18 protein-coding genes are annotated in these 18,626 nt (G+C 61.1%); 8 read left to right on the top strand and 10 right to left on the bottom strand.

The genetic code is table 11. From position 1 onward, the window contains the following. The first annotated feature begins 255 nt into the window (after nt 1-255). Nucleotides 256-1,359, top strand: coding sequence for a GlxA family transcriptional regulator (locus tag ACM6I7_RS05115; protein WP_007949927.1), 1,104 nt, complete (start codon nt 256-258; stop codon nt 1,357-1,359). Between the two features lie 87 nt (nt 1,360-1,446). On the opposite strand, the gene ACM6I7_RS05110 is transcribed toward ACM6I7_RS05115, so the two are convergent. The 6 genes from ACM6I7_RS05110 to ACM6I7_RS05085 all read right to left on the bottom strand — a co-directional run bounded on the left by ACM6I7_RS05110 (nt 1,447) and on the right by ACM6I7_RS05085 (nt 6,927). Then, nucleotides 1,447-1,710, bottom strand: coding sequence for a hypothetical protein (locus ACM6I7_RS05110; protein WP_007962640.1), 264 nt, complete (start codon nt 1,708-1,710; stop codon nt 1,447-1,449). 324 nt (nt 1,711-2,034) lie between these two features. Next, complete coding sequence (locus ACM6I7_RS05105; protein ID WP_414888091.1) at nt 2,035-3,198, bottom strand: gamma-butyrobetaine dioxygenase; 1,164 nt, start codon at nt 3,196-3,198, stop codon at nt 2,035-2,037. A gap of 23 nt (nt 3,199-3,221) precedes the next feature. Beyond that, entirely contained in the window at nt 3,222-3,698 is a 477-nt protein-coding gene (locus ACM6I7_RS05100) for a thioesterase family protein (protein ID WP_414888090.1), read from the bottom strand. A 127-nt stretch (nt 3,699-3,825) separates the two neighbouring features. Continuing rightward, nucleotides 3,826-4,791 carry an L-carnitine dehydrogenase gene (locus tag ACM6I7_RS05095; RefSeq protein ID WP_414888089.1) on the bottom strand — a complete coding sequence of 322 codons (966 nt, stop codon included), beginning with the start codon at nt 4,789-4,791 and terminating at the stop codon, nt 3,826-3,828. A 227-nt stretch (nt 4,792-5,018) separates the two neighbouring features. After that, nucleotides 5,019-5,906: a 3-keto-5-aminohexanoate cleavage protein gene (locus ACM6I7_RS05090; RefSeq protein ID WP_086793588.1), complete on the bottom strand. Its 888-nt coding sequence runs from the start codon at nt 5,904-5,906 to the stop codon at nt 5,019-5,021. 76 nt (nt 5,907-5,982) lie between these two features. Next, on the bottom strand, nt 5,983-6,927 hold the full coding sequence (locus ACM6I7_RS05085; RefSeq protein WP_414888088.1) for a choline ABC transporter substrate-binding protein: 945 nt from the start codon (nt 6,925-6,927) through the stop codon (nt 5,983-5,985). Between the two features lie 192 nt (nt 6,928-7,119). Between ACM6I7_RS05085 and ACM6I7_RS05080 the strand changes: the two genes are divergently transcribed. Then, nucleotides 7,120-8,064 carry a GlxA family transcriptional regulator gene (locus ACM6I7_RS05080; RefSeq protein ID WP_095121415.1) on the top strand — a complete coding sequence of 315 codons (945 nt, stop codon included), beginning with the start codon at nt 7,120-7,122 and terminating at the stop codon, nt 8,062-8,064. A 139-nt stretch (nt 8,065-8,203) separates the two neighbouring features. Here ACM6I7_RS05080 and ACM6I7_RS05075 read toward each other — a convergent pair whose 3' ends face one another. From ACM6I7_RS05075 to ACM6I7_RS05060, 4 genes are all read right to left on the bottom strand, one after another. Next, the gene (locus tag ACM6I7_RS05075; RefSeq protein WP_414888087.1) at nt 8,204-8,620 is read right to left on the bottom strand and encodes a DUF3010 family protein; all 417 of its coding nucleotides are present in this window, start codon (nt 8,618-8,620) and stop codon (nt 8,204-8,206) included. Nucleotides 8,621-8,648: 28 nt separating this feature from the next. After that, nucleotides 8,649-8,972 carry a helix-turn-helix domain-containing protein gene (locus tag ACM6I7_RS05070; protein ID WP_414888086.1) on the bottom strand — a complete coding sequence of 108 codons (324 nt, stop codon included), beginning with the start codon at nt 8,970-8,972 and terminating at the stop codon, nt 8,649-8,651. Beyond that, on the bottom strand, nt 8,956-9,210 hold the full coding sequence (locus ACM6I7_RS05065; protein ID WP_414888085.1) for a type II toxin-antitoxin system RelE family toxin: 255 nt from the start codon (nt 9,208-9,210) through the stop codon (nt 8,956-8,958). Before ACM6I7_RS05065 ends, ACM6I7_RS05070 begins: the two co-directional genes overlap by 17 nt. Before the next feature lie 212 nt (nt 9,211-9,422). Then, the gene (locus tag ACM6I7_RS05060) at nt 9,423-9,824 is read right to left on the bottom strand and encodes a lysozyme inhibitor LprI family protein (RefSeq protein WP_097089169.1); all 402 of its coding nucleotides are present in this window, start codon (nt 9,822-9,824) and stop codon (nt 9,423-9,425) included. A gap of 234 nt (nt 9,825-10,058) precedes the next feature. Between ACM6I7_RS05060 and ACM6I7_RS05055 the strand changes: the two genes are divergently transcribed. From ACM6I7_RS05055 to ACM6I7_RS05030, 6 genes are all read left to right on the top strand, one after another. Next, complete coding sequence (locus ACM6I7_RS05055) at nt 10,059-11,036, top strand: dipeptidase (protein ID WP_007962626.1); 978 nt, start codon at nt 10,059-10,061, stop codon at nt 11,034-11,036. Between the two features lie 213 nt (nt 11,037-11,249). Further along, nucleotides 11,250-11,780: a DUF5943 domain-containing protein gene (locus tag ACM6I7_RS05050; RefSeq protein WP_007926354.1), complete on the top strand. Its 531-nt coding sequence runs from the start codon at nt 11,250-11,252 to the stop codon at nt 11,778-11,780. 15 nt (nt 11,781-11,795) lie between these two features. Beyond that, the gene (dgcA, locus tag ACM6I7_RS05045) at nt 11,796-13,856 is read left to right on the top strand and encodes a dimethylglycine demethylation protein DgcA (protein WP_047596497.1); all 2,061 of its coding nucleotides are present in this window, start codon (nt 11,796-11,798) and stop codon (nt 13,854-13,856) included. 154 nt (nt 13,857-14,010) lie between these two features. Next, the gene (gene dgcB / locus ACM6I7_RS05040) at nt 14,011-15,960 is read left to right on the top strand and encodes a dimethylglycine demethylation protein DgcB (RefSeq protein WP_414888084.1); all 1,950 of its coding nucleotides are present in this window, start codon (nt 14,011-14,013) and stop codon (nt 15,958-15,960) included. After that, the gene (locus tag ACM6I7_RS05035) at nt 15,960-17,180 is read left to right on the top strand and encodes an electron transfer flavoprotein subunit alpha/FixB family protein (protein WP_097089050.1); all 1,221 of its coding nucleotides are present in this window, start codon (nt 15,960-15,962) and stop codon (nt 17,178-17,180) included. The genes dgcB and ACM6I7_RS05035 overlap by 1 nt, the downstream gene beginning before the upstream one ends. A 10-nt stretch (nt 17,181-17,190) precedes the next feature. Next, entirely contained in the window at nt 17,191-17,961 is a 771-nt protein-coding gene (locus ACM6I7_RS05030; RefSeq protein WP_414888083.1) for an electron transfer flavoprotein subunit beta, read from the top strand. The last annotated feature ends 665 nt before the right edge of the window (nt 17,962-18,626 follow it).

Here is an 18,626-nt window from a genome sequence, read left to right as displayed (position 1 = left end):
ACAAGTGCTACCGATCTGCTCACAGGCAGCGGGGCAGGGCTCTCGGCGCCGCTGATGGCACTTCGAAACACCGTGTGTCCGACGTCTTGAATAGACACGTCGCGACGTCGTTTTCAGGAGTTATTGAACAGCCATTCAATTTTAGGCATGGCAATTGCTCTGTCATAACAAAGCCCGTCTCCCACGCGAGAACGCCGGCAATAACAAGAGCCTCCGCCTGAGGCCATCACCCGCTTTGTGTGAGGAGATACCGCGATGACGTCGTTCAACTCCGGGGCCCAACCCCAGAACCGTGCGCCTCAATCCATCGGCTTTCTGCTGCTGGACAATTTCACGCTGATTTCTCTGGCCTCCGCAGTCGAGCCCCTGCGCATGGCCAACCAATTGTCCGGTCGTGAGCTGTATCGCTGGAGCACACTGACCGTCGATGGCGGTCAGGTGTGGGCCAGTGACGGTCTGCAAATCACCCCCGATGCCTCCATGCACAAAGCTCCGCCCCTGGACACCGTGATCGTCTGCGGCGGGATCGGCATTCAACGCACCGTGACCCGTGAACACGTGTCATGGCTGCAGAGCCAGGCGCGTCAGTCCAAGCGTCTGGGCGCAGTGTGCACCGGCAGTTGGGCTTTGGCTTGCGCCGGTCTGCTCGACGGTTTCGATTGCAGTGTGCACTGGGAATGTCTGGCGGCGATGCAGGAAGCATTCCCGCGCGTGGCGATGAGCACCCGTCTGTTCACCCTCGACCGTAACCGTTTCACCAGTTCCGGCGGCACCGCGCCACTGGACATGATGTTGCACCTGATCAGCCGCGATCACGGTCGCGAACTGTCCGCCGCGATCTCGGAAATGTTCGTCTACGAACGCATCCGCAACGAGCAGGATCATCAGCGTGTGCCGCTCAAGCATATGCTCGGCACCAACCAGCCGAAACTGCAGGAAATCGTCGCGCTGATGGAAGCCAATCTGGAAGAGCCGATCGACCTCGACGAACTGGCGGTGTACGTCGCCGTGTCGCGTCGCCAGCTGGAGCGGCTGTTCCAGAAATACCTGCACTGCTCGCCGTCGCGCTACTACCTCAAGCTGCGCCTAATCCGCGCGCGGCAACTGCTCAAGCAGACGCCGATGTCGATCATCGAAGTCGCGTCGGTGTGTGGTTTCGTCTCGACGCCGCACTTCTCCAAGTGCTATCGCGAATACTTCGGCATTCCGCCGCGTGACGAACGCGTAGGCTCCAACACCACCCAGCAAGTGGCGATGCTGCCGCTGCCGCAGGCGATCGTGATGTCGCCGCTATCGGGGCCGATGTCGGCGTTGAGTCAGGCGCGTAATGAGTCGACGTTTGCCAGCGTAAGGCTGTAGACCGAGTCATCGTTCTTCGCGAGCAGGCTCGCTCCCACCTGGAATGCACTTCAAATGTGGGAGCGAGCCTGCTCGCGAATGGATTTATCAGGCGCTATGGCTTTGCTGGTAATCCGCCAACGCCGGCAACAACTGCTTGTCGATCGCCTGGCGCACCGCAGGCTGGATACTGGCGCCGCTGGTGTACATGTCCTTGACCATCTTGCGCAATTCAAACGCGCGAACATTGTCCAGACCACGCACCGCACACTCACAGGCCTGCTCGGCGGTCGAACCGCTCGGTACTTGAAAACCCAATGCCTTGAGCTGGCCCAACAAGTCTTCCTGATCGATCAAATCGGCATACATCATGGCGCGCTTCCTTCTTCGGCAACGGAGGTCGTGACTCGATTCTGGTGGGCATGTGGAGGCACGGCAAGGGCGATTTGTCGCAGTGGCCGCGACGGCTATGAACAGGTCGTTTTCGGCTAACTCAGTGCCAAGGGGAGTCGGCACACTGACCTCAGCTCGCTACAGACGGTTTGGTCACCCTCGACTGGCAGCTCCTCAACAGTACCCTCTGCCCCGATCCTGTCACGGCTTGTATCGGGGCTTTTTTTGCCTGTGAATCCGGGAGAGGGGTGTGGTTGGCGCTGACGCCTTCGCGAGCAGGCTCGCGAAGAACGATGACGCGGTTTACCGTTGCAACACCAGAATCCGCGACAACAACTCATCCCGATCGATGTAGCAACCCTGGAAATGCCGCGCCCCGCTGGCCGGGTCAAACGCATTGCGCGCATGCAGCGTGCGGCGATTATCGAAGCACCACAGTTCACCCGGATTGAGTCGCTGCATCAGGCGAAAACGTGGCTCACGGGTCATGGCGATGAAGCGCCGATAGGCCCGGTACAGCAGCGGCATTTGCTCCACCGATGTATCGAATGCGCCGCGCAGAAAGTTTGCCATGCGCACCTCCGCGACCCGGCCCAACGCGTCCAGCGCAATGATCGGCGCCAGGCAGCGATAGTCGCTGTGGCGATCCTTGTTGCGGAATTCCACGGGGATTTCGCACAGCGCCTGAAACAGCTCCGGTGCTTCCTGACGCAACGCGTCGGCAATCGCAAAACCGTCGACAAAAATACTCTCGCCACCCTCGGCATCATTCACCAGGCAATGCAGAAATTGCAGACCCGGTTGCAGTTCGCGAGTCGGCAAGTCGGTGTGCAACGGCAGGTTGAAAGCGGTGTAGGCGTTGCTGTCGGCATCGGCCTTGGACTGCACGTTGAACAGCACGCCGAAGTTGCTCTCGCGGATGAACGAAATGCGCTGCGCGATCAGCTTCAGCGAACCCGGCTCGGTGGGCACGCCGCGTACTTGCGTCAGGCCGATGTCGCGCACCGCGATCAGCCATTGCAGCAGCGCGCCGTTGTCGTTCATCAGCGCTGAATATTCGAATACCGGTAGCTGCAAATCGCTGCGCCACAGGTAAGCCTTGGGTTTGGCGGCCAGACGTTCGGCGCGGGACTCGTCGTCATAGGCGTGCGCGCGCAGCCAGCCCGGATCGAAGCGACTGCGATGGCCATCCTGCCAATCGATCTGCAGACAGCCGTCGCTGTCGATGTGCGCGTTGGCGGGGACGAGATCCGGCGCAGCATCGACGATCTCGAATACCTGCTCGCGGGTAACGTTGTAGACGCACTGCTCGCACGGGCAGTTATCTCGCAACCAGACGTGATGGAACGGGCTGACGCGGCCGTCGGCCCAGGCAAGTGAAACGCGATCCGCCAGGTTCTGCACGCCGCTCAGCGCGCTGATCAACGGATAAGTACGGAAATCGGCAACAGCGGCAGCGGTGTGCATGGCGGCTCCTTGCGTGGGCGGGATTAGCGGGCGGGTGGCAGAGCGATGACACGGCCGATGTAAGCCGGGGCGGGCAGATCGACTTGCTCGGCGACGATGGCTTGCAGACGGCTCAAGGTGTCCGGGGTGAACGGCGCGGAACGTGGGCCGGCGAGATCGACGTGCAACAGCATCTGCTCGTTACCGGCCAGTTCCTTTTCGTCGCCGGCCAGGTGCAGGCTGTGATAGAGGTGCAGGCGTTTGCTGTCGTGACCGATGATCTGCGTGCGCACTTCGACCTCGGCGTCGAGCTTCACTTCGTGCAGGTAATTCAGGTGCAGTTCAAGGGTAAACAGCGAGTGGCCGCTGGCTTCGCGGTTGTTGCTGTCCATGCCGAGACGGTCCATCAGTGCGTCGGTGGCGTAGCTGAAGATCAGCAGGTAGAAGGCGTCGCGCAGGTGGCCGTTGTAGTCGACCCAGTCGGGGATTATGGTGGTTTGGTAGGTGGTGAGAGTGGGCATGGTGTCAGATCCAACATTAATAGTGACTGGGCTGCCGTCTTCGCGAGCAAGCCCGCTCCCACATTGGAATGCGGTCACCTGTGGGAGCGGGCTTGCTCGCGAAGGGGCCGGAACTGCTGAGCAAGGATTACTCGCTGAAACTCATCCCGTGCTTTTCCTTGGTGGTCTTCACCGCCTCCAGCACCGCCAGCAGGCAGTCATCACGATAGCGCTCCAGTGCTGAAATGCTGTGGCGGCCAAGCTGATCGCTGGTGCCACCGACCACATCGTCGATCAGCTTGTCGGTCAGTTCCGGTGCCGGCAGATAGGTCCACGGCAACTGCAACGCCGGGCCGAACTGCGACATGAAGTGGCGCATCCCCGCGTCACCGCCGGCCAGCGTATAGGTCAGGAACGTGCCCATGAACGACCAGCGCAGACCGGCGCCAAAACGGATCGCGTCGTCGATCTCGCCAGTGGTCGCCACGCCGTCGTTGACCAGGTGCAGCGCCTCGCGCCACAGCGCTTCGAGCAGACGGTCAGCGATGAATCCCGGCACTTCCTTGCGCACATGCAGCGGGCGCATGCCGAGGGATTCGTAGACTTTCATCGCTGCTTGCACGGCCTCGGGCGCGGTGTTCTTGCCGCCGACCACTTCCACCAGCGGCAGCAGGTAGACCGGGTTGAACGGGTGACCGACTACGCAGCGTTCAGGGTGGGTCGAGCTCTCGTAGAACTCGCTCGGCAACAGGCCGGAAGTGCTCGATCCGATCAAGGCATCAGGCTTGGCCGCTGCGCTGATTTTGCTGTGCAGATCGAGTTTCAGCTCGAGGCGTTCCGGGGCACTTTCCTGAATGAAATCGGCATCGCGCACGCATTCTTCGATGGTCGCGACAAAACGCAGACGATCCTGCGAAGCACCGGGCGCCAGACCGTTTTTCTCCAGCGCACCCCAGGCATTGGCCACGCGTTTGCGCAGCGCAGCTTCAGCGCCGGGCGCCGGGTCCCAGGCCACCACGTCGAGGCCATGGGCGAGGGCACGCGCGACCCAGCCGCTGCCGATGACACCGCTGCCGAGGGCGGCGAAGGTTTTGATGTCGGTGATAAAGCTCATGGTGATTTCCTGAGAGAGTTCGGTGGTCCTGTGGAAACTCTGTCTTGTGGCGAGGGGATTTAGCGAAACGTCGCACCGCCCCGATCAACTGCGAAGCAGTCGTAAAACCAGCACTCTCGGTCTATCTGATGCCCCGGGTTGTCAGGTCTTGGGGCGGCTTCGCCACCCATCGGGGATAAATCCCCTCACCACAGAATTCATTTCACAGAGGGAAATGGGTGGTTGGGTCAGCCGCGCTGGGTCAGGCCCATCTTCTTGCGGCCCTCAGCCGGGGTCAGCACGCGGGCGCCGAGGCGGCTGAGGATCTCGCTGGCGCGCTCGACCAGTTGGCCGTTGGTCGCCAGCACGCCCTTGTCCAGCCACAGGTTGTCTTCCAGGCCGACCCGCACGTTGCCGCCGAGCAGCACCGCTTGCGCGGCCATTGGCATCTGCATGCGGCCGATGCCGAACCCGGCCCACACCGCATCGGCCGGCAGGTTGTCGACCATGGCTTTCATGGTGGTGGTGTCGGCCGGCGCACCCCACGGGATGCCCAGGCACAGCTGGAACAGCGGGTTGTCGAGCAAGCCTTCCTTGATCATCTGCTTGGCGAACCACAGGTGGCCGGTGTCGAAAATTTCCAGCTCGGCCTTCACCCCCAGCTCGGTGATGCGCTTGGCGCCGGCGCGCAGTTGCGCCGGGGTCGAGACGTAAATGGTGTCGCCGTCGCCGAAGTTCAGCGTGCCGCAATCGAGGGTGCAGATTTCCGGCAGCAGTTCTTCAACGTGGGCCAGACGGGTCAGCGGGCCGACCAGATCGGTGTTCGGGCCGAACTCCATCGGGTGCTCGCCAGCGCCGATTTCGAGGTCGCCGCCCATGCCGGCGGTGAGGTTGACGATGATGTCGACGTCGGCCTCACGGATGCGTTCCATCACTTCGCGGTACAGCGCCACGTCACGGCTGAACTTGCCGGTCTGCGGGTCGCGCACATGGCAGTGGACGACGGTGGCGCCGGCCTTGGCCGCTTCCACCGCAGCCGCTGCAATCTGTTTCGGGGTGACCGGCACGTGGGGGCTCTTGGCGGTCGTGTCGCCAGCACCGGTAAGTGCGCAGGTGATGATGACGTCATGGTTCATGGTGCGGTTTCCTTCAGGCGTGATGGGTCTGTTCGCAGCCCTTTCTCGGGCTGCGAAGCGTGTGTTCGGGCTTGGGTTATTTGCTGGTCAGTTGCAGATTTTCAGCGGCCGGTTTGCCGTCGAAGGTGGTCACACCTTCCAGCCAGCGCTGCTTGTCTTCGGGGTGATCCTTGAGCCATTGCTTGGCCGACTCGAAGGCGTCCTTGTGATCGAGCAGTGGCTGCATCATCCGGCTCTCGTCTTCGGCGGTGAACGTCAGGTTGCTCAGCAGGCGGCCGACGTTCGGGCACTGTTCGGCGTATTTCGGCGCGGTGACGGTCCATACCGTGGCCATGCCTTCGTTCGGGCCGAGGGCGTCTTCGCTGCCAGTGAGGTAAGTCATCTTGACGTTGACGTTCATCGGGTGCGGCGCCCAGCCGAAGAACACCACGGCTTCCTTGCGGCGTACGGCGCGGTCAACGGCGGCGAGCATCCCGGCTTCGCTGGACTCGACCAACTGGAACTTGCCGAGGCCGAACTGGTTCTTGGCGATCATCGCCTTGATCTGCGTGTTGGCGCCCGAGCCCGGTTCGATGCCGTAGATCTTGCCGCCCAGTTCCTTCTCGAACTTGGCGATGTCGGCGAAGGTTTTCAGGCCCTTGTCGGCCAGATAGGTCGGCACGGCGAGGGTGGCGCGGGCGTCCTTCAGGCTTGGTGCCGGCAGGACTTTGACCTGGTTGGCATCGACGAACGGGGTGATGGTCTGGGTCATCAGCGGGTTCCAGTAACCGAGGAACAGATCGAGACGCTGATCGCGGATCCCGGCGAAGATGATTTGCTGGGACGCGCTGGTTTGTTTGGTGTTGTAGCCGAGGCCATCGAGCAGGACCTGGGTCATGGCACTGGTGGCGATCACGTCGGTCCAGTTCACGACGCCCATGCGTACGTTCTGGCACGACGCAGGTTCGGCCGCCATGACGCTGGCGCTCAAGAAAGCGGTACCGCTGAGTGCAAGAACACAGCTGCTGATCAGTCGTTTCATGTCGGGTTCCTCGGCAGGTCGTTTATTGTGAGTTCCGGCATCTGGCGTGCCGGTGATGCAAAGTTACGCAGCAACGGCCCCGTGAAAGCGCACTGCGGCGACTGGCATTTGCACTGTAGCGACCTGTGCGCTTGAACGCTGACGACAATCGGCGTATCAACGATCCACGCTACCCGCTAACCGAGTGCGCACATGTCCCAGGATTTCTACTTTCTGCTGATGCCGGGGTTTTCCGCCATCGGCTTCATCTCCGCGATCGAACCGCTGCGGGTAGCCAACCGTTTTCGTGGCGAGCTGTACCGCTGGCACGTGCTCAGCGCCGATGGCGGGGCGGTGCTGGCGAGCAACGGCATGTCGGTCAACGCCGACGCGGCGTTGGAGCCGCTGAAGAAAGGCGCGACGCTGTTAGTGGTGGCCGGATTCGAACCGTTGAAGTTCGCCACGCCGACCCTTGAGCACTGGCTGCGACGCCTGGACAACGAAGGCGTGACCCTTGGCGCTATCGACACCGGCAGCTTCGTCCTCGCGGAGGCCGGCCTGCTCGACGGTCATCGCCTGACCCTGCACTGGGAAGCCATCGATGCGTTCAAAGAGTCTTATCCACAGCTCAGCGTGACGCAGGAACTGTTCGAGATCGATCGGCGGCGCATTACCTCGGCGGGTGGCACCGCCTCCATCGATTTGATGCTCGACCTGATCGCCCAGGCCCATGGCCCGCAACTGGCCATCCAGGTCAGCGAGCAGTTCGTGCTGGGGCGGATTCGTCCGCGCAAGGACCACCAGCGCATGGAAGTCGCCACGCGTTACGGCATCAGCAACAAGAAGTTGGTGCAAGTGATTGGCGAGATGGAGCAACACAGCGAACCACCGCTGACCACGCTGCAACTGGCGGAATCGATCAAGGTCACGCGGCGGCAGCTGGAGCGCTTGTTTCGGCTGCATCTGAACGATACTCCGAGCAATTTTTATCTGCGTCTGCGATTGGAAAAGGCCCGGCAGTTATTGCGCCAGACGGATATGAGTGTGCTCGAAGTCAGCATCGCCTGCGGGTTTGAATCACCTTCGTATTTCACCCGCAGCTACCGCGCGAGGTTCGCTCGCTGTCCCCGTGAAGACCGGCGTACCGCCCAAGCCTGAATGGATGCACACAAAACCAATGTGGGAGCGGGCTTGCTCGCGAAAGCGGAGTGTCAGTCGAAACATGAGTTGACTGATCCACCGCATTCGCGAGCAAGCCCGCTCCCACATTTTTGATCTTCAGTGTCTGAAGAAAAGGTTACTTCTTCACCAACGCCGAACACGCCGTCTTGTAAGCCTCATGCTGATACTTGTTCAACGTCCCCGGCAGCTCAAAGTTGTGCTTCTTGGCCTGCGCATTGATCGTCTGCGGCGACAGCAACGTCACCTCACACCCATCCAGCAACTGAAACACACCCTCGATCTTGAACGTGGTCGGCCCACCGGCAAACTCGCCCTTCTTGCTGCGCTTCTTGATCGCAATCCGGTCAATCGAATGCTCGCGCACAAACGAAGCGACCTGCGCCGCGAAGCGTTTGACGTTGGCCGCCTCGTCATCATCGTCGAGGGCGATTTTCTTGGTGTTAAGTGCCACGTGGCTCAGCGTTGGCCCGTCAAGGGAGGCCACGGCGATGATCGCTTCGCTGCCTTTGATTTCGATGCCGCAGATGTTCATGGGAATTCCTTTGAATGAAGAGGGCAGCCTACAACTCAAGCTGATTGGCGCTGATGCCGAACGCTGCGGCAATTTTCTCGCGGGTTGCCTTGCGTGGCTTCGCTACTGTTTCCTGTTGAGCGAACGCCGGCTGGGAAATTCCCAGACGTTTCGCCACTTCTTCCTGTGTCAGGTTCAGGTGTTCGCGCCAGGCACGGATCGGTGTCGCCCCGTCAACCATGCGACTGACCACCTCATGCGGGATCAGATCGGGCTGCAATTTCTGCGCAACGTATTGAGCGTAGGGAATGACTACGAAGGCGGGGTTGCCCTCGGCATCGTTGATGATTTGGATTTCAGTAGGTGCGTTCATCACGTTTTTTGACCTCTTGAATACTGACCACTTTGATTACGCCATCCCAGTCGAACATGACTCGATAATTGCCGACGCGCAGGCGGTAGGCATAGTCATGGCCAATCAGTGCTTTGACATTGCCAACATCAGGCATGTCGGCAAGCGCCGTGACGGCATCTCTAACCTGTCCCTGATGAACGGTGTGCAATTTCAAGAGTTGCTTAACGGCCTTTCGCGTCCAGTGGATGCTGTTCATGGAAGAATATAAGTCTTTTATAAGATTCGCGAATCTTTGCTTATGTTTCTTCGGAGGCCAATCAACAATCGTTGACAGCATGTTGCGTGAAAGGCCCGCAGCTTCGGGCGTTCAAGAAATTTGTGTAGGCGAGGTCGGAGTACTTTGTAGGAAGAGGGGATAGTGCGGCTGAAAGCTGGAGGCAGTTCCAGCTTTCAGCGGAACATTCAGGATCATTCCTGCCCGATCGACTCCAAAAACTCCGACCGTTCGTCACTCATCCGTGCCACGCAGTCATTCTGCGCAATCTTGAATGCCTTGCTGCCTTCAGTGGCGGGGAAGGCTTCCACGGCGCAATCGGCGTCGCGGGTTTTCAGCCATTGTTGCTGGGCGGTTTTCAGTTTGGCGGTGATGTCGGCCAGTTGCGCGGCGTTTTTGCCGTAGGTGGTCTGCATGCGCTCGTTTAGGCTGGCGTAGTTGTCCTTGAGCAGGTCTTCGGCGGTGCTGCGGCTGTAGGTCGAGCATTCCAGGGTCTGGACGTCGTTTTCCACCGCGTCGCACGGGTTGTTGTCGGTCTCTTCGGCGGCGTGTACGCCGGTCGCCATCAGTGCCAAAGCCAGGAAGATCGATTTCATGGTTGTCGCCGCTCTAATCCAGTGATGTATCCAAGATGCGCCAGATTCTGGCTCAAGCGTGCGGGCTTGAACAGGTAGCTGATCGGAGCGCCTGGCGACCCTTTGTCGCGGATTGACGCTTTCGGCAATTCCCCTGTCGTTTTTGCACCCGGTCGCCCCGGCACCGAGGCATATGCTGGCCCCAAAGCGCCGGCAGACGATTCGGCGCATGAATCGCCAATAAGGGGACGCCTGATGAGCCCAGCCGAATTACACGCCGACAGCATCGTTATCGACGGTCTGATCATTGCCAAATGGAACCGCGAGCTGTTCGAAGACATGCGCAAGGGCGGTCTGACGGCGGCCAACTGCACCGTGTCGGTGTGGGAAGGCTTTCAGGCGACTGTGAACAATATCGCCGCCAGCCAGAAGCTGATCCGCGAAAACAGCGATCTGGTAATGCCGGTGCGCACCACCGCCGACATCCGCCGCGCCAAGGAGCAGGGCAAGACCGGCATCCTTTTCGGCTTCCAGAACGCCCACGCGTTCGAAGACCAGATCGGCTATGTCGAGGTGTTCAAGCAGCTCGGCGTCGGCATCGTGCAGATGTGCTACAACACCCAGAACCTGGTCGGCACCGGTTGCTACGAGCGTGACGGCGGCCTGTCGGGCTTCGGTCGCGAAATCGTCGCCGAGATGAACCGCGTCGGCGTCATGTGCGACCTGTCCCACGTCGGCTCCAAGACTTCCGAAGAAGTCATCCTCGAATCGAAAAAACCGGTCTGCTATTCCCACTGCCTGCCGTCGGGTCTGAAAGAGCACCCACGCAACAAGTCCGATGCTGAACTGAAGTTCATTGCTGACCACGGCGGTTTTGTCGGCGTGACCATGTTTGCACCATTCCTCGCCAAGGGCATCGATTCGACCATCGACGATTACGCCGAAGCCATCGAATACACCATGAACATCGTCGGCGAAGACGCCATCGGCATCGGCACCGACTTCACCCAGGGTCACGGCCAGGATTTCTTCGAATACCTGACCCACGACAAGGGCTACGCCCGCCGTCTGACCAGCTTCGGCAAGATCATCAACCCGCTGGGCATCCGCACCGTCGGCGAGTTCCCGAACCTGACCGAAACCCTGCTCAAGCGCGGCCACTCCGAGCGTGTGGTGCGCAAGATCATGGGCGAGAACTGGGTGAACGTCCTCAAAGACGTCTGGGGCGAATGAATAACTCTGGAGCCTACTCCGCTCGCCGATAGCTGCGTCAGGTCCTCGCGCCAAACTCGCCGTACGTCCCGTACTGTCTCGCTTGTCGCTCCGGTCCTTCCTTGCTCTCGACGTGCTCGCTACGGCTCCAAAGTCATTCATACGGCTTGTTTATAAGAGCAAAGCAAAAGCTTCGCTCGGCACCAACCACGAATTTTCTGGAGTTAAGTTTCCATGGCCAAGATCGCCCCGCAATTGCCAATCGAAGTCGACAGCGAAACCGGTGTCTGGACCTCCGACGCCCTGCCGATGCTCTACGTGCCACGTCACTTCTTCGTCAACAACCACATGGGTATCGAGGAAGTGCTGGGCGCCGACGCCTATGCCGAAATCCTCTACAAGGCCGGCTACAAGTCCGCCTGGCACTGGTGTGAAAAAGAAGCCGAATGTCACGGCCTGGAAGGCGTCGCGGTGTTCGAACACTACATGAAGCGCCTGTCGCAACGCGGCTGGGGCCTGTTCAAGATTCAGGACATCGACCTCGACAAAGGCACCGCCAGCGTCAAGCTCGAACACTCCGCGTTCGTCTATGTGTACGGCAAGGTCGGGCGCAAGGTCGACTACATGTTCACCGGCTGGTTTGCCGGCGCCATGGACCAGATCCTCGCCGCTCGCGGCAGCAAGATTCGTACGGTTGCCGAGCAAGTCTACGGTGGCTCCGAAGAAGGCCACGACGACGGCCTGTTCACCGTCAAGCCGTTGTAAGTCGAGGAACCCGCCATGGCTTTCGAAGCAATGTTCCAGCCGATCCAGATCGGCAAACTGACCATCCGTAACCGCGTGCTCAGCACCGCGCACGCCGAGGTCTACGCGACTGACGGTGGCATGACCACCGAGCGCTACGTCAAATACTACGAAGAGAAAGCCAAGGGCGGCATTGGCCTGGCGATCTGCGGTGGCTCGTCGGTGGTCGCCATCGACAGTCCGCAGCAATGGTGGAGTTCGGTCAACCTGTCCACCGACCGGATTATTCCGCACTTCCAGAACCTCGCCGACGCCATGCACAAGCATGGCGCCAAGATCATGATCCAGATTACCCACATGGGCCGACGCTCGCGCTGGGACGGTTTCCACTGGCCGACCCTGATGTCGCCGTCGGGTATCCGTGAACCGGTGCACCGTGCGACCTGCAAGACCATCGAGCCGGAAGAAATCTGGCGGGTGATCGGCAATTACGCGCAAGCGGCGCGTCGCGCCAAGGCCGGTGGCCTGGACGGCGTCGAGCTGTCGGCCGTGCACCAGCACATGATCGACCAGTTCTGGAGCCCGCGCGTCAACAAGCGTACCGACGAATGGGGTGGCAGCTTCGAAGGCCGGATGAAGTTTGGCCTGGAAGTACTGAAAGCCGTGCGTGCCGAGGTCGGCGACGACTTCTGCGTGGGCATGCGTATCTGCGGTGACGAGTTCCACCCGGATGGTCTGTCGCACGAGGACATGAAGCAGATCGCCAAGTATTACGACGACACCGGCATGCTCGATTTCATCGGCGTCGTCGGCTCGGGTTGCGACACCCACAACACCCTGGCCAACGTGATTCCGAACATGAGCTATCCGCCGGAGCCGTTCCTGCACCTGGCGGCCGGAATCAAGGAAGTGGTCAAGGTTCCGGTGCTGCACGCGCAGAACATCAAGGACCCGAACCAGGCCACGCGCATCCTTGAAGGCGGTTACGTCGACATGGTCGGCATGACCCGTGCGCACATCGCTGACCCGCACCTGATCGCCAAGATCAAGATGGGCCAGATCGACCAGATCAAGCAATGCGTCGGCGCCAACTACTGCATCGATCGTCAGTATCAAGGTCTGGACGTGCTGTGCATCCAGAACGCCGCGACCTCCCGTGAATACATGGGCGTGCCGCACATCATCGAGAAGTCCACAGGCGTCAAACGCAAAGTGGTGATCGTTGGTGCCGGCCCGGCCGGGATGGAAGCAGCACGCGTCTCTGCCGAGCGTGGCCACGACGTGACCCTGTTCGAGAAGAAAGAATTCATCGGCGGACAGATCACCACCGCGTCGAAAGCGCCGCAACGTGACCAGATCGCCGGCATCACCCGCTGGTTCCAGCTGGAGCTGGCGCGGCTGAAAGTCGACCTGCGCCTGGGCACTGCGGCCGATGCGGCAACCATTATGGATCTGCGTCCGGACGTGGTGGTGCTGGCAGTCGGTGGGCATCCATTCCTTGAGCAGAACGAACACTGGGGCGCCGCCGAAGGGTTGGTGGTCAGCAGCTGGGACGTGCTCGACGGCAAGGTCGCGCCGGGCAAGAACGTGCTGGTCTACGACACCATTTGCGAGTTCACCGGGATGTCGGTCGCCGACTTCCTCGCCGACAAGGGCAGCCAGGTCGAGATCGTCACCGACGACATCAAGCCGGGCGTGGCCATCGGCGGTACGTCGTTCCCGACCTACTACCGCAGCATGTACCCGAAAGAAGTGATCATGACCGGCGACATGATGCTGGAAAAGGTCTACCGCGAAGGCGACAAGCTGGTGGCGGTGCTGGAGAACGAATACACCGGCGCCAAAGAGGAGCGGGTGGTCGATCAGGTGGTGGTGGAAAACGGCGTGCGTCCGGATGAGGAAATCTACTACGCGCTCAAAGAGGGTTCGCGCAACAAGGGCCAGATCGACGTCGAAGCGTTGTTCGCGATCCAGCCGCAGCCATCGTTGAGCAGTACCGGTGACGGTTACTTACTGTTCCGCATCGGCGACTGCGTGGCGCAGCGTAATACCCATGCTGCGATCTATGACGCCCTGCGGTTGTGCAAAGACTTCTAAGGACTTGCACATGACCACTGTGGGAGCGGGCTTGCTCGCGAATGCATTCTGTCAGTTGTGCATGAGCTGACTGATCCAGCGCTTTCGCGAGCAAGCCCGCTCCCACAGTAAAGCGGACCGTGTTTCTCCAGGCTGTACTGGTGGGAGCTTCACCATGTTGAACACCCTTCTTCCAATCCTGTTGTTCGCAGCCCTGGCCCTTGCGGTGCTGGGTGCGTTGCGGCGGGTGGCCATGTGGCGTCGGGGCCGGGCCTCGAAGGTCGATCTGATCGGCGGCCTGTTGGCCATGCCCAAGCGTTACATGGTCGACTTGCACCACGTGGTGGCGCGGGACAAATACATCGCCAACACCCACGTCGCCACGGCCGGTGGGGCGGTAGCGTCGATCGTGCTGGCGATTCTGGTGCACGGTTTCGGCCTGCATAGCCGCATCCTCGGCTATGCGCTGCTGTTGATGACGGCGGTGATGTTCGTCGGTGCGCTCTTCGTTTACCGGCGCCGGCTCAACCCGCCGGCACGGTTGTCGAAAGGCCCGTGGATGCGCCTGCCGAAAAGCCTGCTGGCTTTCTCCGCCTCGTTCTTCCTGGTGACCCTGCCGGTGGCCGGAATTCTCCCGGAGAACTTCGGCGGCTGGCTGCTGGCGGCGATTCTCGGGCTCGGCGTTTTGTGGGGCGTGTCGGAGCTGTTCTTCGGCATGACCTGGGGCGGGCCGATGAAGCACGCCTTCGCCGGCGCCCTGCACCTGGCCTGGCACCGCCGCGCCGAACGTTTTGGCGGCGGTCGTTCCACCGGTTTGAAACCGCTGGATCTGAATGATCCAAGCGCGCCGCTCGGCGTGGAAAAACCCAAGGATTTCACCTGGAACCAGTTGCTCGGTTTTGACGCCTGCGTGCAGTGCGGCAAGTGCGAAGCGGCGTGCCCGGCGTTCGCTGCCGGCCAGCCGCTGAACCCGAAAAAGCTGATTCAGGACATGGTCGTCGGCCTCGCTGGCGGCACTGACGCGAAGTTTGCCGGCAGCCCGTATCCCGGCAAGCCCATTGGTGAACACAGTGGCAATCCGCATCAACCGATCGTCAATGGTCTGGTCGATGCCGAAACCCTGTGGTCGTGCACCACCTGCCGTGCCTGCGTCGAGGAATGCCCGATGATGATCGAGCACGTCGACGCCATCGTCGACATGCGCCGCCATCTGACGCTGGAAAAAGGCGCGACCCCGAACAAGGGTGCCGAGGTCCTGGAAAACCTGATCGCCACTGACAACCCCGGCGGTTTCGCTCCGGGCGGGCGGATGAACTGGGCGGCGGATCTGAACCTCACTCTGCTCAGCGAAAAGAAATCCACCGACGTGCTGTTCTGGGTCGGCGACGGTGCCTTCGACATGCGTAACCAGCGCACCTTGCGTGCGTTCGTCAAAGTGCTGAAAGCCGCGAAGGTCGACTTCGCCGTACTCGGCCTCGAAGAACGTGACAGCGGTGACGTGGCCCGGCGTTTAGGCGACGAAGCGACCTTCCAGCTGCTCGCCAAACGCAATGTCCAGACCCTGGCCAAATACAGCTTCAACCGCATCGTCACCTGCGATCCGCATAGCTTCCATGTGCTGAAAAACGAGTACGGCGCGTTCGACGGCAACTACCTGGTGCAGCACCACAGCACCTACATGGCGGAAATCATCCAGGCCGGTGCGCTCAATCTCGGTCAGCACAAAGGCAACAGCGTGACCTACCACGACCCGTGCTACCTCGGCCGCTACAACGGCGAGTACGAGGCGCCGCGTGAAGTGCTGCGCGCCCTCGGCATCGAGGTCAAAGAGATGCAACGTTCCGGCTTCCGTTCGCGCTGCTGCGGCGGCGGTGGCGGTGCGCCGATCACCGACATTCCCGGCAAGCAGCGGATCCCCGACATGCGCATGGATGATATCCGCGAGACCGGCGCCGAGCTGGTGGCAGTAGGTTGTCCACAGTGCACTGCGATGCTCGAGGGCGTGGTCGAACCGCGTCCGCTGATCAAGGACATCGCCGAGCTGGTGGCCGACGCGCTGCTCGAAGACGCCGCGCCGAACAAGCCGACTGCACCGGCCAAACGTGAACCTGCGGAGGCCCACTGATGAGCGACATTATCCGCCGCGACCCGCGCGCCGAATGGATTGCGCGTAACCGCCTGCACCCGTTGCACGCGGCGATGCAACCGGCGCAACACAGCTGGATGGGCCCCAATGGTGTCATCCGCAAGAACCTGCACGGCATCGGATTCATCGGCCCCAACGGCATCAAGCGTATCGACCGCAGCGGCGCGCAACAGGGCGGGGCGGTCAAACGCTCGGCCACGGTTGAAGTGCAGTTGCCGCTGCATCAGGTGCCAGCCCCGGCGTTCTACATCAGCGTGGTGCCGGACATGGTCGGCGGCCGCCTGAGCAGCCACGACCGCGACTTGCTCGGCCTGGCTCATCAACTGGCCGGCAACGACGGCGCGGTGCTGGCGGTGGTGTTTGGCGAGCACAAAGAGAACGCCTTCGCCACGGCCGGCGTCGATCGCTTGCTGGTACTGGAGGGCGACCAATTCAGCGGTTATGCACCGGAGCAACGGGTGCAGGGCCTGCGGGCTGTGGATAACCAGTTCAATCCGCGCCACTGGCTGCTGCCGGACAGCCGCAGCGGTGGCGGCGAACTCGGTCGGCGTTTTGCCGCGGCACTGGGCGAACGGCCGGCAACGCGAGTTTGGCAGGTCAAGGATCAGGAATGCATCGGTCGCGCTGGCGCGGGCCTGCAAGACCTGGCGCGACCGGTCGCACGCTTGATTCTGGCCGCAGCCGAATGCGCGGAACCGGTCAGCGAAACCCGTCATGAGGCGCTGCCGGTGGAGTTATCCACAACGGTGGCGCGCAGCCTGTCGCGGATCGAGGATCTTGGCGCGGTCGCGGTGGACCCGGCGGCGATTCCGATGGCCGAAGCCGAGTTCATTTTCTCCGGCGGCAACGGGGTCAAGGACTGGGCGCTGTTCCACCAGACCGCTGCGGCACTCGGCGCCACCGAAGGCGCCTCGCGGGTCGCGGTAGACGATGGCTTCATGGCCCGTGATCGGCAGGTCGGTGCGTCCGGCACTTGGGTCACCGCGCGGGTTTACGTGGCTGTGGGTATCTCCGGGGCGATCCAGCACCTGCAGGGCATCGGTGCCTGTGACAAGGTGGTGGCGATCAACCTCGACCCCGGTTGCGACATGATCAAACGCGCCGACCTGTCGGTGATTGGCGAGAGCGCGGAAATTCTTCAGGCGTTGATCGCGGCGGTAGCGGCTTACCGCAACGAAGCCAAGCGCGATGCGGCTTAAGGAACGGGTTATGAGCACAAAGATCATCAGTCTGGTTTCCATCGGTGCCCATCCGACCTCGGGCCGGCCACGCCGCGCCGAACAGGACGCGCGCGCCGTAGAACTGGGCCTGCAACTGGCTGGGGATAACCTGCAAGTGCTGCATGCCGGGGATGTCGCGGAACCGGCACTGCGCGCCTATCTGGGCATGGGCCTGGAACAGCTGCATGTGCTGGAGCAACCCGCTGGCGCCGACGCCTTGCCGGCGCTGACCGCGTATCTGCGTGATGCCAGCGCCCAGGTAGTGCTGACCGGCAGTCAGGCGGAAACCGGCGAAGGCTCGGGCATGTTGCCGTTCCTGTTGGCCGAAGGGCTGGGCTGGCCGCTGGTGGTGGGGCTGGCGCAGGTCGAGTCGATCACCGACGGTTCGGCGCTGGTGCTGCAAGCCTTGCCTCGCGGGCAGCGGCGGCGGTTGAAGGTGAAGCTGCCGTTTCTGGCGACTGTGGATAACGCCGCGCCCAAACCTCGACAGAGTGCCTACGGCCCGGCGCGACGCGGGGTGTTGAATGCCGAAGACGTTGAGGTGCTGGACGATGAACTGCTGGCGGTTGCCACGTTGCAGCCGGCCAAGCCACGGCCGAAACGTTTGAAGGTGATCAAGGCCAAGAGCGGTGCGGACCGTATGAAAGCGGCGACGGCCAAGGCCAGTGGGGGTGGTGGACAAGTGCTCAAGGGCGTTACAGCGCAGGCCGGGGCGGAAGCGATCCTCAAACTCCTGATCGAAGAAGGCGTCGTTCGCTAGCCACGATCTTCCAGACACTGAACACCCCCTGTGGGAGCGGGCTTGCTCGCGAAAGCGTCGTTTCAGCTGCATCAAAGTTGAATGACCCACCGCTTTCGCGAGCAAGCCCGCTCCCACATTGGTTAAGGGGCAGCAGATCTCAGTGTGTTTACCCACAATCCCTGTTGGCGGATCTGTGGATAACGTGTTCGCCCATCCCTGTACCCCACGCCAATCAAGCCCTCCAGGCTCCAGCTCAAAAAACAACCAGCCTAAGTCACGGTTTTTCCGGGCTTTTTCTCCTGAATAACTTCAAGAGTTGCCCCCAATCTCTGTTGGCGCTTCTGTGGACAAGATGTTCGCTGTCCGCTGCAAGCCATATAAAACGTGGCCTGTATAGGATTGATCAATAATTGATCGATTAAGCTTTTAAAGCTGATAATCCCCGTGTAAACCGCGATTTCACACAGCCCTCAGCGCTTTTCCACAGCCGCCGCGAAGTTACCCCCGAACTCTGTTGGTGCTTCTGTGGATAACGTGTTCGCCATCCTCTACAAGCCATGAAAACCGTGGCTTACAAAGACTTGATCAAAAAATAGCCAATGTGTCTGGCAAACCATCATTCTGGATAAGTCACGATTTTTCTTCACAAATCAGCGAGTTATTTTTCCAGTCATCCACAGTTA

Origin of the sequence: Pseudomonas sp. IT-93MI4 (genome assembly GCF_949767635.1) — a bacterium.
Classification (GTDB): domain Bacteria; phylum Pseudomonadota; class Gammaproteobacteria; order Pseudomonadales; family Pseudomonadaceae; genus Aquipseudomonas; species Aquipseudomonas putida_A.
This window is presented reverse-complemented; position numbering and strand designations above follow the sequence as displayed.